We start from the raw sequence: 17,505 nt of genomic DNA, 5'->3' as shown, positions 1-17,505 counted from the left end.
CGACAGTGGCGAGAAAGGCACAGGTAGATGAACTTTTCGGTGTTGCCCCCCGAGGTCAACTCGTGGCGAATGTTCACGGGCGCTGGTTCCACTCCGATGCTGGAAGCTGGGGCCGCCTGGAGCGCCCTGGCGTCGGAGCTCGACTCCGCCGCATCGTCCTTTTCGTCTCTGACGTCGGCTTTGACGGCCGATGCCTGGCAGGGCCCCGCGGCTCAGGCGATGATGGCAACCGCCGCCCCGTATGCGGGTTGGTTGAGCGCCGCCGCAGAGCAGGCGTCGGGCACCGCGGCGCAGGCACAGGCGGTGGCGGGCTCTTTCGAAGCTGCCCTGGCGGCGACAGTGCATCCGGCGGCGGTAGCTGCCAACCGTTCCGGACTGGTGAATCTGGTGCTGTCCAACATCTTCGGCCAGAACGCGCCGGCTATCGCGGCGGTCGAGAGCCTGTACGAGGAGATGTGGGCTCAAGATGTCGCAGCAATGGTCGGCTACCACGCAGAAGCGTCGGCGGCGGTGGCGCAACTGGTGTCGCCGGCCGCTGCGGCGCTGCCCAGCTTCGGGTACGGCAATGTCGGCGAAGGCAATATCGGGTTCTTCAACGAGGGGACGCTGAACCTCGGGATCGCCAATGTGAGCCCGAACTTCACTCCGACCGATCCGATCAGTACCTTCGGTGGGTTCGGGATCGGCAACCGCGGGTTGGAGAACGTGGGGTTGGCCAACATCGGCTCGCAGAACGTGGGCGCCTGGAACAACGGCAGGCTGAATCTGGGTCTGGCCAACACCGGCGTCGGCAACTCCGGTCTGCCCCTGGGGCCGTTGCAGTTGTTCGGGATCGGCAATTCGGGCAGCTTCAACCAGGGCCTGCTCAACACCGGCAACTACAACATCGGGATCGGGCTTACCGGCGACAACCTGATCGGCGTCGGGCCGTTGCACCTACCGAGGACCGGTGGTCTGTTGCCCGCCGCGGCGGCCGCGTTGCCGAACTTCGGGTACGCCAATGTCGGTGAGGGCAATATCGGGGTGCTCAACACCGGGACGTTGAATTTGGGATTCGGCAATGTGAGCCCGCACTTCACCCCGACCGATCCGATCAGCACCTTCGGCGGGTTCGGGATCGCTAATGACGGCATCGAGAATGTCGGGTTGTCCAACACCGGCTTTCAGAACGTCGGGGCCTGGAACAGCGGCTCACTGAACCTGGGTCTGGTCAACCAGGGCATCGGCAACAGTGGTCTGCCCGTGGGGCCGTTGCAGTTGTTGGGGATTGGCAACGAGGGCAACTTCAACCAGGGCCTGCTCAACACCGGTGACTACAACATCGGGATCGGGCTGCGCGGGGATCACCTGATCGGTATCGGGCCGCTGCACATCAGTAGCAGTGCTTTGCCGGCTGCGGCGGCGGCGGCGTTGCCGAACTTCGGTTACGGCAATGTCGGGCAGGGCAACTTCGGGTTCTTCAACGAGGGGACGCTGAACCTCGGGATCGCCAATGTGAGCCCGAACTTCACCCCGACCGATCCGATCAGTACCTTCGGCGGGTTCGGGATCGGCAACCACGGCTTGGAGAACGTGGGGTGGGCCAACACCGGTTCGCAGAATGTCGGTATCGGCAACAATGGCACCTTCAACATTGGGCTGGGCAATACGGGCACCTTCAATTCGGGGTTGCCGCTGAGCTTCCTCAGTGCACTGGGTGTGGGCAATCACGGCAACTGGAACGCCGGGTTGTTCAACACCGGTGACTACAACATCGGGATCGGGCTGCGCGGGGATCACCTGATCGGCATCGGGCCGCTGCACATCAGTAGCAGTGCCTTGCCGGCTGCTGCGGCGGCGGCGTTGCCGAACTTCGGGTACGCCAATGTCGGTGAGGGCAATATCGGGGTGCTCAACACCGGGACGTTGAATTTGGGATTCGGCAATGTGAGCCCGCACTTCACCCCGACCGATCCGATCAGCACCTTCGGCGGGTTCGGGATCGCTAATGACGGCATCGAGAATGTCGGGTTGTCCAACACCGGCTTTCAGAACGTCGGGGCCTGGAACAGCGGCTCACTGAACCTGGGTCTGGTCAACCAGGGCATCGGCAACAGTGGTCTGCCCGTGGGGCCGTTGCAGTTGTTGGGGATTGGCAACGAGGGCAACTTCAACCAGGGCCTGCTCAACACCGGTGACTACAACATCGGGATCGGGCTGCGCGGGGATCACCTGATCGGCATCGGGCCGCTGCACATCAGCCGTTAGTTCCCTGCAGCTCGGAGATCAGATCGGCCAGAGCGAGGATCCGCTGGGCGTCGCGTACGTGCAGGTTTTCGATCATGCGACCGTCAACCGTGATGACGCTGCGTCCAGCGGATCGGGCCTCCTCGTAGGCCGACACGACTTTGCGGGCGTGCGCCAGCTCCTTCTCCGACGGGCCGAACGCGTCGTTGGCCGGGGCGATCTGCGACGGGTGGATCAACGTTTTCCCGTCGAAACCCATCTCCCGCCCCTGCCTAGCCTCCGTTACGAAGCCGTCCTCGTCGGTGATGTCGTTGAACACTCCGTCCAGGACGACCTTTCCGGCCGCTCGGGCACCGAGTACAGCCATTGACAATGCCGGCAGTACGGGACCGCGACCGGGTACGTGCAGGCCGTGCAACTCGTTCACGAGGTCGTTGGTGCCTACCACCAGGGCCGCCAAGCGATCGCTCGCCGAGGCGATCTCCTCGATCCGCAGGAAAGCCCTGGGTGTCTCGACCATCACCCACAGCTGCAGCGATTCCGGCGCCCCCAGGGCGCCCAACGCGGTGACCAGATCGTGAACCTGTTGGCGTGACTCGACTTTCGGCACCAAAACCCCATCGGCATTGGTACGCGCCACGGCGGCCAGGTCGTCATCGTGCCAGTCGGTGTCCAAACCGTTGATGCGCACCACAACTTCGCGGGGTCCGTAACCTCCGGACAACACGGCCTCACACACGGCGGTCCTGGACTCGGTCTTTGCGTCGGGGCCGACGGCGTCCTCGAGGTCGAGGATCAACACGTCCGCCGGCAGCGTTCGCCCCTTCTCCAAGGCCCTGCTCTTGTTGCCGGGCAAGTACAGAACGGATCGGCGGGGTCGCAGTGTCGGTGCCATGGTGCCGACCATCATGTCATCCGGCATCGCCAGTGGACTGCCAGGCCGGCACACCGCAGCTACGCTGAGCAGGGTATCGACACGGCCGGCCGGGACGGGAGCAGCGGATGTCATCGTTTGGTTCGGCGCGCGCCGATGGGGACAGTTGGGACCTCGCCTCCAGCGTCGGGGCCACCGCGACCATGGTCGCGGCCGCCCGGGCGCTGGCCTCCCGCGAACCGGATCCCCTGCTGAACGATCGATTCGCCGAACCGCTGGTGCGCGCCGTCGGGCATCCGTTCTTCACCCGCATGCTGGACGGCGAAATACCGCTCGAAGACGACGAAATGCCGATGACGTATCAACAGCGGCGCGAGCAGATGACGGTGCGCACGCGGTTCTTCGACGACTTCTTCACCGCCGCAACCAGGGATGGCATACGCCAGGCGGTGATCCTGGCCGCCGGACTCGACGCGCGGGCGTACCGCCTGTCCTGGCCGGAGGGCACGGTGGTGTTCGAGGTCGACCAGCCCGAGGTCATCACCTTCAAGAGCCTGACCCTGGCCCAGATCGGCGAAGAACCGGCCGCCGAGCGGCGTCCGGTTGGCATCGACCTCCGCGAGGACTGGCCGAAGGCCTTGTGTGACAACATGTTCGACACCACTGAACCGACCGCGTGGATCGCCGAAGGGTTGCTCCCCTATCTCCCGCCGGAAGCTCAGGACCGGTTGTTGGACAACATCACCGCACTCAGTGCACGGGGCAGCCGGCTGGCGACGGAGAACATCAGCGACATGAGCGTCTTCACCGACGAACGTGCCCGGAACATGCGTGCCGGCTGGCGCAAGCACGGGCTGGATATCGACGTCGCCGAGCTGGTATGGATGGGCGAGCGTCAGCAGGCCGCGGACTACCTGACCGCCGCCGGCTGGTCAGTCACCCGTTACCCGACCGAGCAGGTGTACGCCCAGTACGGTTTTGTGCTGCCGGACAATGAGATTCTGGCGCGGTTCCGCGACACTGTCAGCTATATCAGCGCCGAACTGAGCTGACTGCGAGCCACATCTCTCTCCCGCGGTGTTGAGTTCTGGCCAGAAGTGGGCATCCCCTCAAGCGATCACCCGAGAGACCAGGAGGCTGGAGCATGAGCACTGTCCCGTCAATCACGCTCAACGACGGGAACTCGATCCCGCAATTGGGTTTCGGTGTCTTCCAGATCGAGCCGGATCAGACGGCCGCGGCAGTGCGAGCCGCACTCGAGGTCGGTTACCGGCACATCGACACCGCCGAAATGTACGGCAACGAAAAGGAGGTCGGCCAGGGTATCCGTGACGCCGGCCTCGACCGCGGCGAGGTGTTCATCACCAGCAAGCTCAACAACGGTTTTCACCGGCCCGACGATGCGCGCACGGCGTTCGAGGCGACGCTGTCGGCGCTCGGGTCAGACTACGTGGACCTCTTCCTCATCCACTGGCCGTTGCCGACGCTGTACGACGGTGACTTCCTGTCGACCTGGAAGACACTCGAGGAATTCGCCGCCGACGGACGCGCCCGCAGCATCGGCGTCTCGAATTTCCAACCGGGCCATCTGGATCGGCTCGCGGACGGCTCACAGACCGTACCCGCCGTGAATCAGATCGAAGTGCACCCGTACTTCACCAACGAGGACGTGCGGTCTTACGGCACAGCGCACAACATCGCAACCGAGGCATGGTCTCCGATCGCCCAAGGCAAGGTCCTCGACGACGAGATCATCACGGGCATCGCCAAGGCGTTGGGCAAGACCCCTGCCCAGGTCGTGTTGCGCTGGCACATTCAACGTGGTGACATCGTTTTTCCGAAGTCTGTTTCCGCCGACCGGGTGAGGTCGAACTTCGAGCTCTTCGACTTCGAACTCTCCGATCAGCATGTCGCTTCGATCAGCGCGCTGGATCAAGGCGAGAACGGACGCACCGGGCCCCACCCGGACAAATTCGATTACATCCCCGACTGAACGGACCCGAATCGCTCAAGCCTCGGTTCGGCGTTCGCGCCACTCCCTTTCGAACGGCAGACGCCACGCGTTGGGCGCGATCAACTGGTGGATGGCATTGGGGCCCCAGGTGCCGGGCTGGTACAGCTTGGCCGGCGGCGGGTCGTCGAGCAGGTCCTGCGAGCGCTCCCAAAGAGATTCGATGCCTTCGGCAGTGGTGAACAGCGTGTGGTCACCGCGCATCGCATCCAAGATGAGCCGCTCGTAGGCCTCTAACACATCTGCCGCTGAGTCGATTTCCTGGGTGGAAAACTGCATCGAGAGCTTGTCGAGCTTCATTCCCGGGCCCGGTCGCTTTCCGTAGAAGGACAGCGACACTTTCGAGTTGTCGGCGAGATCGAACGTGAGGTGATCGGGACCTTGCGTTCCCACTCCGGACCCGGGCGGGAACATGGTTCGTGGCGCTTCTTTGAACGCGATCGAGATGATGCGGATCCCTTCGGCCATCTTCTTGCCGGTGCGCAGGTAGATCGGCACCCCCGCCCAGCGCCAGTTGTCGACCCCCACCTTGAGCGCGATGAAGGTTTCGGTGTCGGAATCCTTTGAGACGCCGTCTTCTTGGCGGTATCCGCTGTACTGACCACGCACCACATTCGAGGTCTTGATCGGCAGCATCGACCGAAAGACCTTGTTCTTCTCTTCGCTGATCGCGCGCGGTTCCAGGGCCGTCGGCGGTTCCATCACGACGAACGCCATCACCTGGAGCAGATGGGTGACGACCATATCCCGGAAGGCACCGGTGTTTTCGTAAAAGTTCGCCCGCTGGTCCAGGCCGAGGGTCTCGGGAATGTCGATCTGAATGTGGTCGATGAAGTTGCGGTTCCAGATCGGCTCGAACAACCCGTTGGCGAAGCGAAACGCCAGGATATTCTGGGCTGCCTCTTTCCCGAGAAAATGGTCGATGCGAAAAATCTGGGACTCGTCGAAGGTTTCGTGCACGAAGTCGTTGAGTGCCACCGCGCTGTCGAAGTCGGTGCCGAACGGTTTCTCCATCACCACTCTCGAGCGGTCGACGAGGCCGGCTTCGCGCAGCATGTCGATGACGTCGTGCGCCGCTTTGGGGGGAACCGAAAGGTAGTGGAGCCTTCGCACGTTGTCGCCAAGAGTTTCCTCGGCTTTCGCCACGGCATTCGCAAGTGCCTCGGCTCCGGCGTCTTGCGGGACGTAGGTGAGTATCTTGGCGAATTCTTCCCATTGTTCGGGCGTCAGTTTGTGGGACCCGAACTCGTCGATCGCACCTTTTGCGATCTCGCGGAATTCGTCGTCGGACAGATCTTCGAGTGACGTCGCGATTATCTGAATATTCGGAGCGAGATCCGACTGGTCCAGGTGCGCAAGGCCGGGAATCAACTTGCGTTTAGCCAGATCCCCTGTCGCGCCGAACAACACGATGACGTGAGGTTCCAGCGGTGCATTATCGTGACGGTGCGGACGCGCCTCGGGCGCCGGGTACGAAATGGTCTGCGGTTTTTTGGTGGCCACTTACGCGATACTTCCATCGCACAGCGCGATGCGCACGCGGCGGTCCGGGTGGCGGCGCAAATCTGCTGTCAGGACCGCTCGCGGGCAGCCTGAATCGCTCGATAGATGCGTTGTTCGCTCACCGGACGGGGGGTACCGAGCTGCTGAGCCCACATGCTCACCCGCAGCTCCTCAATCTGGCGGCCGATGTCGCGGACGTCGGTCGCCGTCGCCCGGCCGGCGGGCAAGGTACGCAGCAGTTCATCGAAGGCGTCCTGTACGCCGTGCACCCGCCGCATCCGATCCCGGTCCCCCTGTAGTGCCTGCGGCAGCTTTTCCAGCCGACGGTTGATTGCCGTCAGGTAGCGCGCCAGGTCATCAAGATGCGTGGCGCCGGTGGCTGTGACCCAGCCAGGTGGCAGAAGCCGATCGAGTTGCGCGCGCACGTCAGAGATTGCTTCGGAATGTGCTGCCGGCGGCTCATCGGGCAGCCGCAGTTGAATTTCCTGCGCGGCCGATAAGACCTTGGCGCTACGCCCTACGATGGCGACGGTCGTCGGCACCAGGTCCGCCGCCACCCGCTCCCGCAGCGCGGCGAACGCATCGCGCGTCCACACCGGCCGCGGCGTCAGGGCATCGGCCGCCGCGTCGGCACAGTCGTCGAGCAGTGCGGACAGCGACCCGTCCGGGTTCGTTCCCAGGATCAGCCGGGTCCGTGGATCGATCTGGCGTTCAACCGATTTGATCGGCGACGGCACACTGAGCCGAACCAGTCGGCGGAGGCCGGGACCCATCGCGCTGTCCTGTTCGACGGTGCTGGTGAACACGCGTAGGTCGACAGCAGTGCCCGCGTCGACGAAGGCGGGAAAGCCGCGTACGGAGCGTCCGTCGACGACACGCTCGACGACCCGGGGCAGTTCTGCCATCTCCTCGGGCCAGGAGCGCAACCCGGTCCGTTCCAACTCGCCCGCGACCGCGTGCGCGACGGCTTGACGCGCCGGCGCCGCAAGTCGCTCCTGCAGCACGTGCAGATCCTTTCCGCGTGCGACCTCGGTGCCGTCCGCGGACTCGACGGCGAATGTCACCCGCAGATGGGCGGGCAGCTTCTCCAGGTCGAAGGCCTCGATCGGCACCACAACACCGGTACGCCTGCGCAATTCGCGCTGTAACGCCGTGAGTAACGGCTCGCCGGCTGGGTTGATGCCGGCCAGTACCGCCCGGGCGGTGTCGGGAACGGGAACAAAGTTGCGCCGCAGATCTTTTGGCAGTGAGCGGATAAGGGCCGTCACCAGTTCCTCGCGCAATGCGGGCACCTGCCAGGCGAATTCGTCACCACCGAGGCGGGCCAACACGTCGATCGGGACGTGCACGGTGACACCGTCGTCGTTGGCACCCGGTTCGAAGCGGTAGGTCAACGCAAGCGCGGCGTCGCCGGTGCTCCAGGTGTCCGGACGATCGTCGTCGGCGCCGTTGTCGTTGGCGCGCAACAAATCCTCGCGGCTGAAGGTCAGCAGCTCCGGCGTCCGGTGCCGTTGTTTCTTCCACCACCCGTCGAAGTGCCGCGCGGACACGACGTCAGCGGGGATGCGGGTGTCGTACCACGCATAGATGTCGTCGTCACCGATGAGCAGGTCGCGGCGGCGGGCCCGCTCCTCCAGCTCCTCGAGTTCCGTACGGAGCCGCGCGTTGTCGCGGAAGAAGTGGTGGCGGGTCTGCCAGTCGCCTTCCACGAGCGCGTGCCGGATGAACAATTCTCGCGCCAGCGCCGGTTCCACCCCGGCATACCCGACTCTGCGGCGCGCCACCAGCGGCAGCCCGTAGAGCGTGACCCGCTCATAGGCCAGCACCTCGCCGCGCTTGGCGTCCCAGTGCGGTTCGCTGTACGTGCGCTGCACAAGCTGGCCTGCGACTCGCTCGACGATGTCGGGCTGGATGCGCGCGGCGGTGCGGCCGTACAGGCGGCTCGTTTCCACCAGTTCGGCCGCCACGACCCACTGCGGAGGACGCTTGGTCAGCACCGAGCCCGGCGCGAGCACGAAACGTGCATTGCGTGCGCCCAGGTACTCGCGCGTGTCCTCCCGGCGCATACCCACATGCGACAGCAGCCCGGCGAGCAGCGCCGCGTGAACCCGGGCCGGATCGGCCGCTTCGTCGGACTCCACGATTCCCAGGTCGCGGGCGATGCTGCGCAGTTGCCCGACCAGATCCTGCCACTCCCGGATGCGCAGATAGTGCAGAAACTCCTTTCGGCACATCCGGCGAAAAGCACTGCCAGACAATTCCTTCCGCTGACTGCGCAGATATCGCCAGAGGTTGAGGTAGGCAACGAAGTCGGAGTGCTCGTCGGCGAAGCGGGCATGGCTCTGGCGAGCCGCGTCCTCACGGTCGACGGGCCGTTCGCGTGGGTCGGGAATCGTCAGTGCCGCTGCCAGTACCAGGATTTCGCGCACGCAGCCTTCGGTGTCGGCCTGCAGGATCATCCGGCCCAGCCGGGGGTCGAGGGGCAGCCTCGCGAGTCGACGGCCGAGGTCGGTGATCACGCCCTGCTCGTCGAAAGCACCGAGTTCTTGCAACAGTTGCACCCCGTCACGGATGCTGCGCCGATCCGGTGGGTCCAGAAAGGGAAACCGCTCGATGTCCCCGAGTTGTAGTGCTGCCATCTGCAATATCACCGAAGCGAGGTTCGTCCGCAGTATTTCCGGTTCGGTGTAGCGGGGACGGAGGGAGAAGTCCTCCTCTGAATAGAGGCGGATACACACCCCGGGCGCGACCCTCCCGCATCGTCCGGCGCGCTGCGCGGCGGAGGCCTGCGAGATTGGTTCGATGGGCAGTCGCTGAACCTTCAATCGGCGGCTGTAGCGCGAGATCCGGGCGTTGCCCGGGTCGACGACGTAGCGGATCCCGGGCACGGTCAGCGATGTTTCGGCGACATTGGTCGCCAGCACCACCCGGCGTCCGGTGTGTGGCGCGAAAACCTTCTGCTGCTCGGCGGTCGGCAGCCGGGCGTAGAGCGGAAGCACTTCGGTATGTTTCAGCCCGGCCAATGCCTCTGCGGTATCCCGGATTTCGCGCTCACCGGAGAGGAACACCAGAACGTCGCCAGGTGGCTCTGTCTCCAGTTCTGCGATTGCGTCGGCGATCGCCTCGATCTCATCACGCGTTTCCGTGCGGATGACCTCATGATCCGGGTCGTCTGGATCATCCTGTGCGCCAAAGGAAACGGGCAACTCCAGGGGCCGGTAGCGGATTTCCACCGGATAGGTCCGCCCGGACACTTCGACAATCGGTGCTCCGGCGAAATGCGCTGCGAAGCGCTGCGGTTCGATGGTCGCCGAGGTGACGATCACCTTCAGGTCGGGCCGGCGGGGCAGCAGCTCGCGCAGGTATCCGAGCAGGAAGTCGATGTTGAGGCTGCGTTCGTGGGCTTCGTCGAGGATGAGTGTGTCGTACTGCTGCAGGCGGCGGTCGCGCTGGATCTCGGCGAGCAGGATGCCGTCGGTCATCAGCTTGATCAGGGTGCGGTCGCTGACCTGGTCGGTGAAACGGACGGTGTAGCCGACAACGTCACCGAGTGGGGTATGCAGTTCGTCGGCGATACGTTGCGCGACGGTCCGAGCGGCCAGCCGGCGGGGCTGGGTGTGGCCGATGGTGCCGCGCACGCCCCGGCCGACATCGAGGCAGATTTTCGGCAGTTGGGTCGTCTTGCCGGAACCGGTCTCGCCGGCGACGATGACCACCTGGTGCCTGAGTATCGCTTCGCCGATCTCCTGGCGCCGCTCGGTGACAGGGAGGTCGGGGTAGCCGACCGTCGGCACCGCGGCCCGGCGGGCAGCCACCAGCGACTCTGCGGTGGCCATCTGCGCGGCGAGTTGTTGCAGTTTCTCGGGCTTGGCGCCGCCGCGAAGATTCTGCAGGCGCCTGCGCAGGCGGGCGGCGTCGCGGATCGTCAGCTCATCGAGGCGCCTGCGCAACTCGCTGACGGTCGGATCGGCCACTCGGGCCAGAGTAATGGGCGCCGGAGCCGGGCTAGGTTGGTCTGATGGCTCCGAAAATAGCGACAGCGGACGTAGTGGGCTTTTCCGAGTTGCTGGATTTCATCCGCACCCGACACCGGATGATTTTGACTACGTTTCGCGCTGACGGTTCGCTGCAGAGTTCGCCGGTCACCGGTGGAGTCGACGCGGAGGGCAGGGTGGTGATCGCGAGCTATCCCCAGCGTGCCAAGAGCGTCAACATTCGCAGGACCGGCAGAGCGAGCGTCGTGGTGTTGTCCGAGGAGTTCAACGGTGCCTACGTTCAGCTCGACGGTGACGCTGAGGTGATCGAGGGGCCCGCCGCGGTTGAACCCCTGGTCGACTATTACCGAGCGATCGCCGGCGAGCACCCGGACTGGGATGAGTACCGCCGGGCGATGCGTGACCAGAAGAAATGTCTGTTGCGCGTGACTGTGCGCCGGTGGGGGCCGGTAGCCACGGGTGGCTTCCCGCCGCAGCAGCGGTGACTACCCGGCTGGTGGTATGACGGGCGGCCGGCAAACGTTGGCCGCCGGGTCCCACCACCAACCGTTTTCGCAATTGAGTGGCTGCGGCCCGACGCCCAGGGGGCGACATACGTTGGCCGTCGGATCCCACCACTGACCCGCCTCGCAGTCGAGCGGTTGTGGCCCAACACCCAAGGGGCGGCACACTTTACCGGTGGGATCCCACCATTCGCCGTCTGCGCACTGCGCCGAACTGACGGCGGGTGTCGCGATCGTCACGACCGCCATGGGTGCCAACACCATGGCGGCGACGGATAGCAGCCGACAGATGATCGTCCACATTTCACACCTCGTATCACGCGAGCGAATTCAAAGCCCGTCTTCCCCTTTCGAGGGAGATCCCAAACTCACTAACCGGAGGAAACCGACCGGCGCGGCGAACCCTTTGAGCGGCACAGTTTCACGGCGTTGGGGTACGTTTTCCACTAATTCGCGCACCGCCGGATCGGATGCGATCGCCTCGGACAGCACGATGTCCGCACCGCAACTCTGCCCTTGCAGGCGCGCAGCCATGTTCACGGTCGAGCCGAAATAGTCGAGGCGGTCATTCAGCGTCACGACGACGCTGGGTCCGGCATGCACACCCACTTTCAACACCAGTTGCTCGGTTCCGTGCGTCGACGAGGCGATCCGGGCCTGCATCGCCAGGGCCGCGCGTACCGCCTGCGCGGGATCGTCGAACGACGCCATCACCGCGTCACCAATCGTCTTGACGACCGCGCCGTCATGCTCGCGCACGACCGCGGCAAGCAAGGTGAAGTGTTCGCGGACCAGGTTGTAGGCCGTGGCGTCGCCGACCCGTTCGTAGAGCTCAGTTGAACCCCGGAGATCGGTGAACAGCAACGCGACCTGGCTGACGCCGGCATCGTCGCCGGGCCGCAGCGTCGCCTCGGCGAACATATCGCGAAAAGCCTGCAGTGAAATGACTTCCGGTGCGGTCAGGGCCTGGCGTGTCCACGTCCGTTCTTCGATCAACGCCGCCAGTTCGAAGCCGGCATCGTTGACGAACGTCACCGTTTCCGGTTCGCCGTCCCGATCCGGCGCCGCGAGCAGTTCCACACCGGACCCTGTGACGCGCAGACCGGGAAACGCGCCGCCCGTGTGCTCGACATCGACGGCGACGCCCGGGTGCAAGGTGCGCACGCGGTAGGGACCGGCAGGCAGGTCGACGGCAACCGTGCGTCGCTCCCCGGGGCTCAGCAGGACTTGCACCGCCACATGCTGGGTGCTCATCGGCCCGGACAGGCAGAAGTCGCCTTCGCGCAGGGGGCGCACGGTCGGCGAGGGCGCGAACGTCAGCTCCACATTGCGTTCGAATTCACGGTCGTAGTCGATGTTGCACGATGAGCAGTGCGCGCCGTGTGGGAGGTCGGCAAGCGACGGCACACTCACCTTGGCTCCGCGACAGTTGGGGCACAACAGGTCCCATCTCATGCACAGCAGGCCGGTCTGGACCGCGGTGAAACATGCCTCGGTCATGGCGCGCGGCGGCACCCCGAGCTGGTTCGCCAGGACTTTGGGCCGCATGCGCTGCAGATCGGCGGCCATGGCGTGCAGCACCTGGTCGGCGATGCGGTTGCCGAGTCCGTTGCCGTAGGGGCTGCTGTCGATCTGACGCGCCATCGCGGTGGCCCGTTCGCGTGCGCCGTGGGGCAGTATCGGCTCTGGAAGCACGAACGGTGTCACGCGGTCTGGACCCTGGTCGCCCCGGACGAACGCGACCGCCTCCAGGACTCGCCGGCGCACGTTCTCCCCCGCCTGCGCCGCAAGTCGCGCGCCGAACAGGCGGCCCGCCATGTTCAGCGGCTCCCACTCCAGCGCATAGGAGACCCGCGAGCCTCCGCGTCCGTCCGGCTCGACTTCGAAGACCGGGCCGAAGCGACGGAACGGCCCCTTGCTGAAGACCCGGGACTGGCGAAAGTGCCGGCCCGTGACCCACTCGTACGGCTTCTCCTCCCATTCGAGCGCAAAACCGGCGGCTTTGCCCCGACCCCGGCGCAGCACCGTGCCGTTGGGTTGCGGTGTTTCGTCGAGCGTGTACGGCGGCAGGCCCAGGGCTTCGTTGAACCGGTTCGTGTCGGCCAAAACCGGCCAGAGCTGATCTGGTGGAAGGTCGAATGTCCAGGTCCACGCGCGACGCATGGATTGGAACTTTAGACCGGACGGTCGGACTGCGGGACCGCAAAAGGCCAGTTCATCCGCAACGCATACACTCAAGTATATAATGCTTGACTGTATACGATACGTTGATGTAGCCTTTTGTTACGCAGGGAGCCCCCCCGCGTCGATCCGAACCCTCCCCCAACTCACCGAGAGAACTCGATGAAAGTGCAAAGTGCGCCTACGACCGAATGGTTTTCCGTGGTAGATAGCAAATTGTCGCCTCAAGTCCGTGAGCTGATCCGCCAAGGAGCCTGGATCGCTCTCAACCCGTCACCGGAATGGCTCGAGGAGCTCGATCGCGCCACCGTGGCCAGCAGCTCCGCGATCATCGGCGATCCCACTCTGGCAGCGGCGGTCAGTTCCTCCAACCGTGCGAGCCTGGTGCATTTCGCCACCAGCCACCTGCGGGACCCCGGTGGCGTGGTGTCCCCGTACCTGGGGCCGGAGCCGCTGCGCATGGCCCGCATTCTGGTGCGCCGCGGCCTCGGCGCATCGGCGCTCGAGGTCTACCGCATCGGCCAGAACGTGGCCTTACAACGGTGGACGGACATCGTCTTCGACCTCACGTCCGATCCCCACGAGTTGCGCGAACTACTCAATGTGGTCACCCGCTCGGCCAGTGATTTCGTCGACGTCACTCTTGCCGCCATCTCCCGGCAGATGAAGTTGGAGCACAACGAGCTGGCTCAGGGAGCAATCGTCGAGCGACGCAAGATCGTTGAATTGATCCTCGAGGGCGAGTCGATGAATCTCAAGCGAGCGGAAGTGCGACTGGGCTACGCGCTCAGTGGATCTCACACCGCCGCCATTCTGTGGTGCGACGAGGACGACGGCGACAACCGCACGCTTGACCGGGCCGTCGTCAGCTTGGGCCACGCCGTCGGATGCCCGCAGCCCTTCACCGTGATCGCCAGCGAGGCGACCCGATGGTTATGGCTCAAGGACATCGCCGATGTCGACAGCGAACAAGTCCGTCGGGTGCTCGAGGAAACGCCCAAGGTGCGCATCGCAATTGGAGTCAGTGCTCGAGGCATCGACGGTTTCCGCACCAGTTACGAGCAGGCCCTGACTGCCCAACACATGATGGTGCGACTGCGGGCACGGCAGCAACTCGCATTCTTCGAGGACATTCAGATGGTCGCGCTACTCACCCAAAAACAAGAGCAGGCACACGATTTCATCAATCACACCCTCGGGTCCTTCGCCTCGGCCGGCTCGGTGTTGCGGGACACCTTGCTCACCTACATCAACGAGCAGTGCAATGCCGCCCGTGCGGCTCAACAGCTATACATCCATCGCAACACACTGTTGAGTCGGCTCGATGCCGCGCAACGACTGCTGCCGCGGCCTTTGGAACGCACCACCGTTCGCGTCGCGGTGGCACTCGAGGCCTTGAAATGGTTCGGCAACCACGATCAGGACCCCGGCTCGATGGCTGAATGAACGGCGCCGGGCGGGCGAGCCGGTGGGTATCTGAGCCGCCGGCTACGCCGTCGCCGCCGGTATGTCAGGATCTGGGGCATGACTGCACGCAGCCTTGCACGTATCGCCAGTGTTCTCGTCATGACGACGTGGGCTCTGCTGAGCGTGCCCCTCGCCAGTCCGGGCAACGCCTCGGCCGATCCCTGCGCCGACGTGTCGATCGTCTACGCCCGCGGCACTCACCAGGAACCGGGGCTGGGCAATGTCGGCCAGGCGTTCGTCGACTCGCTCACGTCGCAGTTGGCCGGCCGCTCCGTGGAGGTGTATGCGGTCAATTACCCCGCCAACGACGACTACCACAACAGCGCCACCAGCGGCGCTGACGACGCGAGTGCCCACGTCCAGGGCACTGTGGCCAGTTGCCCCAGCACCAAGATCGTGATGGGCGGATATTCGCAGGGCGCCACCGTGATCAACCTGGCCAGCACCCAGATGCCGGCCCCGGTTGCCGATCACGTCGCCGCGGTCGCCTATTTCGGCGAACCGTCCAGCGGATTCTCCAGCGCACTGTGGGGCGGTGGCCCACTGCCGACGATCAGCCCGCTCTACAGCGGCAAGTTGATCAGCCTGTGCGCCACCGATGACCCGATCTGCACCGGTGGCGGCAACATCATGGCGCACGTCTCCTACATCGAGAACGGAATGACGACCCAGGCCGCGACCTTCGCCGCCAACCGCGTCAAGTAGCGCTGCTCGCGCCCACCCGCGGTAGGTGACCCTACTGCGGGAGCAGGCGTTGCTTCTGCTCGGTGAACTCCTGCTCGGTGAGGATTCCGGCGTCGCGCAGGGAGGCCAGTTCACGCAGTTCGGCGGCGATGCTGGTGATCGGGCCGCCGGGTAGTGCTGGCGGCGGCTTCGCGGACTCCTCGCCCGTCTCAGCGGCGGCCGGCGTGCCGCGCTTGGCCACCCCGACCCGCTCTTTGGTGCGGGCGCCGCCGGACCCGCCCGTGCCGACGGTGCCGGCCATGGCCCGCCCGGCCATGCCCGCCACGGCCATCTGGCTGAACAACGCTCCGGCCCCGTCCGCGGAAGCCTCCGCCGCGGCGCCGACACTGGCGGCCGGCGACGTCAGTGCCGCCAGCCGGAAGCCCGGCGCGGCGGTCGTCCAACCCGGCGGTACCGACAGTCCGCCGACGGACCCGGCTTCACCCAGGCCCGCTGACACCGGGGAGCCGAGGTTGGTGATGACCGGAAATTGGGTCGGGGGCACCGGCGCCGACCCGGGCCAGCTCTCGATGCCCGCCCAGCCACTGACAATGTCGTCGGTGTGAACCCCGATGTGGTAACCGCCGATGTCGTAAGGAAGGGCAGTCGTCCCGACGATTCCGTCCAAGGTGCCGCTGATGAGACCCGCGCCGAAGTCGAGCAGTGTGACGATGTCGAACGGCGAAACGGCCGCGGCCGGAGCAGGGGTTGCCAGACCCGCCAGCGCCGCCGGCACTGCGGACAGTGCCTGCTGCGCCGATGAGACGAGGCTCTGCACCTCTCCGGCGGCGGTCCCGGTGGCCTGGCTGACCGCGGCCGCCTGCGCCGGCAACCCGCTCGAATCGGTGATGGAAGAGGGCTCGGCGAACGGCGTCAATGTGGTCGCCGCTGCCGATGACGCCGCGTAGCTTTGCATGGCCGCGGTGTCCTGTGCCCACATATCGGCGTACTGGGTTTCGGTGAGTGCGATCAGTGGCGTGTTCTGGCCGAAGAAGTTCGTCGCTATCAGCATCATCAGCAGGCTGCGGTTGGCGGCGACCACCGGCGGCGGAACCGTCTCGGCGAACGCGGTCTCATACGCCAGAGCCGCCGCTTTGGCCTGGTCGGCGGTGTGCTCAGCCTGCAGCGCGGTGACTTTCAGCCACGCTACGTAGGGGGTGGCCGCGGCAGCCATGGCAGCTGACGCCGGACCGATCCATGGTCCGGCGGTCAGGCTCGTGATCACTGACTGATAGGAACTGGCGGTTGCGTACATCTCGGCGGACAACTCGTCCCACGCGGCGGCAGCCCCCAGCATCGGTCCGGAGCCAGGGCCGGCATACATCAGCGCCGAGTTGATCTCTGGTGGCAGCAACGCGAAGTCCATCACGCTTCCTCCGATCGGTGTGGTCGGCTGGCAGCCGCACTCCGGTGACGCTCAATGCACGCTCGGCCCGGATCCTCCGTCGGAGCCTGTGGCGGACATCACCTCGTAGCATTACGCCAGACAACAGCTCGTTGCCTGCTGTTTGCACAGCCTTTACCAATAAAGCACATATTCAGCCCGCGACTGAAATGCCGGCCCGCCCGGCCGGCACCCCGCAGTGCTATCTCTCGAATTCCAGATAGTGCCGTATTTCCTCGGCCGCCGCCTCGAGGTTACGAGAGACCAGACCACGTCCCAGCCATTCGCTGAGCCGTGCGACACCCAGACCGGTGGTGGAGAACGTCAGGGTCAGGGTGAGGCGGCTGCCCTCGCCGTCCGGTTCGATGAGCGCCGCGAACGAGTGCCGCGTTCCCTGGACTGCCCGCCACTTCAGCAGGCTGCCAGTCGGAGGTGTGATCAGAACCCGGCCGCCGAGCTGGATGGTGCCGCTGTCCATGTAGACATCCCACAATTCGCCGTCGTCGCGCGACTTGACGAAGCGGCACCGACTGAATGTGGATACCTGGGGAAAGAGAGTGTGCGGGTCGGTGATGAAGCCGCCGCTGGTTTCGAGCGGACAGTCGATATGGCGGGCGACGGTAACGGTTTGGGTCATC

General features: G+C 65.1%; 13 protein-coding genes. 6 read left to right on the top strand and 7 right to left on the bottom strand.

Going from position 1 to position 17,505, the window contains the following annotated elements:
• Positions 1 to 27: 27 nt before the first annotated feature.
• The gene (locus AO501_RS05045) at positions 28 to 2,247 is read left to right on the top strand and encodes a PPE family protein (RefSeq protein WP_055576671.1); all 2,220 of its coding nucleotides are present in this window, start codon (positions 28 to 30) and stop codon (positions 2,245 to 2,247) included.
• On the opposite strand, the gene AO501_RS05040 is transcribed toward AO501_RS05045, so the two are convergent.
• Positions 2,237 to 3,121, bottom strand: coding sequence for an HpcH/HpaI aldolase/citrate lyase family protein (locus AO501_RS05040; protein WP_055576720.1), 885 nt, complete (start codon positions 3,119 to 3,121; stop codon positions 2,237 to 2,239). The two genes, AO501_RS05045 and AO501_RS05040, sit on opposite strands and share 11 nt — an antisense overlap.
• A gap of 107 nt (positions 3,122 to 3,228) precedes the next feature.
• Between AO501_RS05040 and AO501_RS05035 the strand changes: the two genes are divergently transcribed.
• Both AO501_RS05035 and AO501_RS05030 read left to right on the top strand, forming a co-directional pair.
• The gene (locus AO501_RS05035; protein ID WP_055576670.1) at positions 3,229 to 4,152 is read left to right on the top strand and encodes a class I SAM-dependent methyltransferase; all 924 of its coding nucleotides are present in this window, start codon (positions 3,229 to 3,231) and stop codon (positions 4,150 to 4,152) included.
• Positions 4,153 to 4,244: 92 nt separating this feature from the next.
• Positions 4,245 to 5,093 (top strand): aldo/keto reductase, encoded by an 849-nt coding sequence (locus tag AO501_RS05030; protein WP_055576669.1) that lies wholly within the window; start codon positions 4,245 to 4,247, stop codon positions 5,091 to 5,093.
• Positions 5,094 to 5,108: 15 nt separating this feature from the next.
• Here AO501_RS05030 and zwf read toward each other — a convergent pair whose 3' ends face one another.
• Both zwf and hrpA read right to left on the bottom strand, forming a co-directional pair.
• Complete coding sequence (gene zwf, locus AO501_RS05025; protein ID WP_055576668.1) at positions 5,109 to 6,614, bottom strand: glucose-6-phosphate dehydrogenase; 1,506 nt, start codon at positions 6,612 to 6,614, stop codon at positions 5,109 to 5,111.
• Positions 6,615 to 6,682: 68 nt separating this feature from the next.
• Positions 6,683 to 10,597 (bottom strand): ATP-dependent RNA helicase HrpA, encoded by a 3,915-nt coding sequence (gene hrpA / locus AO501_RS05020; RefSeq protein WP_371935007.1) that lies wholly within the window; start codon positions 10,595 to 10,597, stop codon positions 6,683 to 6,685.
• Between the two features lie 35 nt (positions 10,598 to 10,632).
• Between hrpA and AO501_RS05015 the strand changes: the two genes are divergently transcribed.
• Entirely contained in the window at positions 10,633 to 11,094 is a 462-nt protein-coding gene (locus AO501_RS05015) for a PPOX class F420-dependent oxidoreductase (RefSeq protein WP_055576666.1), read from the top strand.
• Here AO501_RS05015 and AO501_RS34845 read toward each other — a convergent pair whose 3' ends face one another.
• On the bottom strand, positions 11,095 to 11,415 hold the full coding sequence (locus AO501_RS34845) for a hypothetical protein (protein WP_082658390.1): 321 nt from the start codon (positions 11,413 to 11,415) through the stop codon (positions 11,095 to 11,097).
• Positions 11,416 to 11,442: 27 nt separating this feature from the next.
• Positions 11,443 to 13,275 (bottom strand): adenylate/guanylate cyclase domain-containing protein, encoded by a 1,833-nt coding sequence (locus AO501_RS05010; RefSeq protein ID WP_082658389.1) that lies wholly within the window; start codon positions 13,273 to 13,275, stop codon positions 11,443 to 11,445.
• Between the two features lie 180 nt (positions 13,276 to 13,455).
• Here AO501_RS05010 and AO501_RS05005 point away from each other — a divergent pair, with 180 nt between their 5' ends.
• Positions 13,456 to 14,739: a PucR family transcriptional regulator gene (locus AO501_RS05005; protein WP_055576664.1), complete on the top strand. Its 1,284-nt coding sequence runs from the start codon at positions 13,456 to 13,458 to the stop codon at positions 14,737 to 14,739.
• Between the two features lie 78 nt (positions 14,740 to 14,817).
• Positions 14,818 to 15,465, top strand: coding sequence for a cutinase family protein (locus AO501_RS05000; protein ID WP_197419767.1), 648 nt, complete (start codon positions 14,818 to 14,820; stop codon positions 15,463 to 15,465).
• 31 nt (positions 15,466 to 15,496) lie between these two features.
• Here AO501_RS05000 and AO501_RS04995 read toward each other — a convergent pair whose 3' ends face one another.
• Positions 15,497 to 16,849, bottom strand: coding sequence for a PPE family protein, SVP subgroup (locus AO501_RS04995; protein WP_055576662.1), 1,353 nt, complete (start codon positions 16,847 to 16,849; stop codon positions 15,497 to 15,499).
• A gap of 220 nt (positions 16,850 to 17,069) precedes the next feature.
• Positions 17,070 to 17,504 (bottom strand): hypothetical protein, encoded by a 435-nt coding sequence (locus tag AO501_RS04990; RefSeq protein WP_055576661.1) that lies wholly within the window; start codon positions 17,502 to 17,504, stop codon positions 17,070 to 17,072.
• Position 17,505: the final 1 nt, after the last annotated feature.

The organism is Mycobacterium gordonae (assembly GCF_001417955.2).
GTDB classification, from domain to species: Bacteria; Actinomycetota; Actinomycetes; order Mycobacteriales; family Mycobacteriaceae; genus Mycobacterium; species Mycobacterium gordonae_B.
This window is presented reverse-complemented; position numbering and strand designations above follow the sequence as displayed.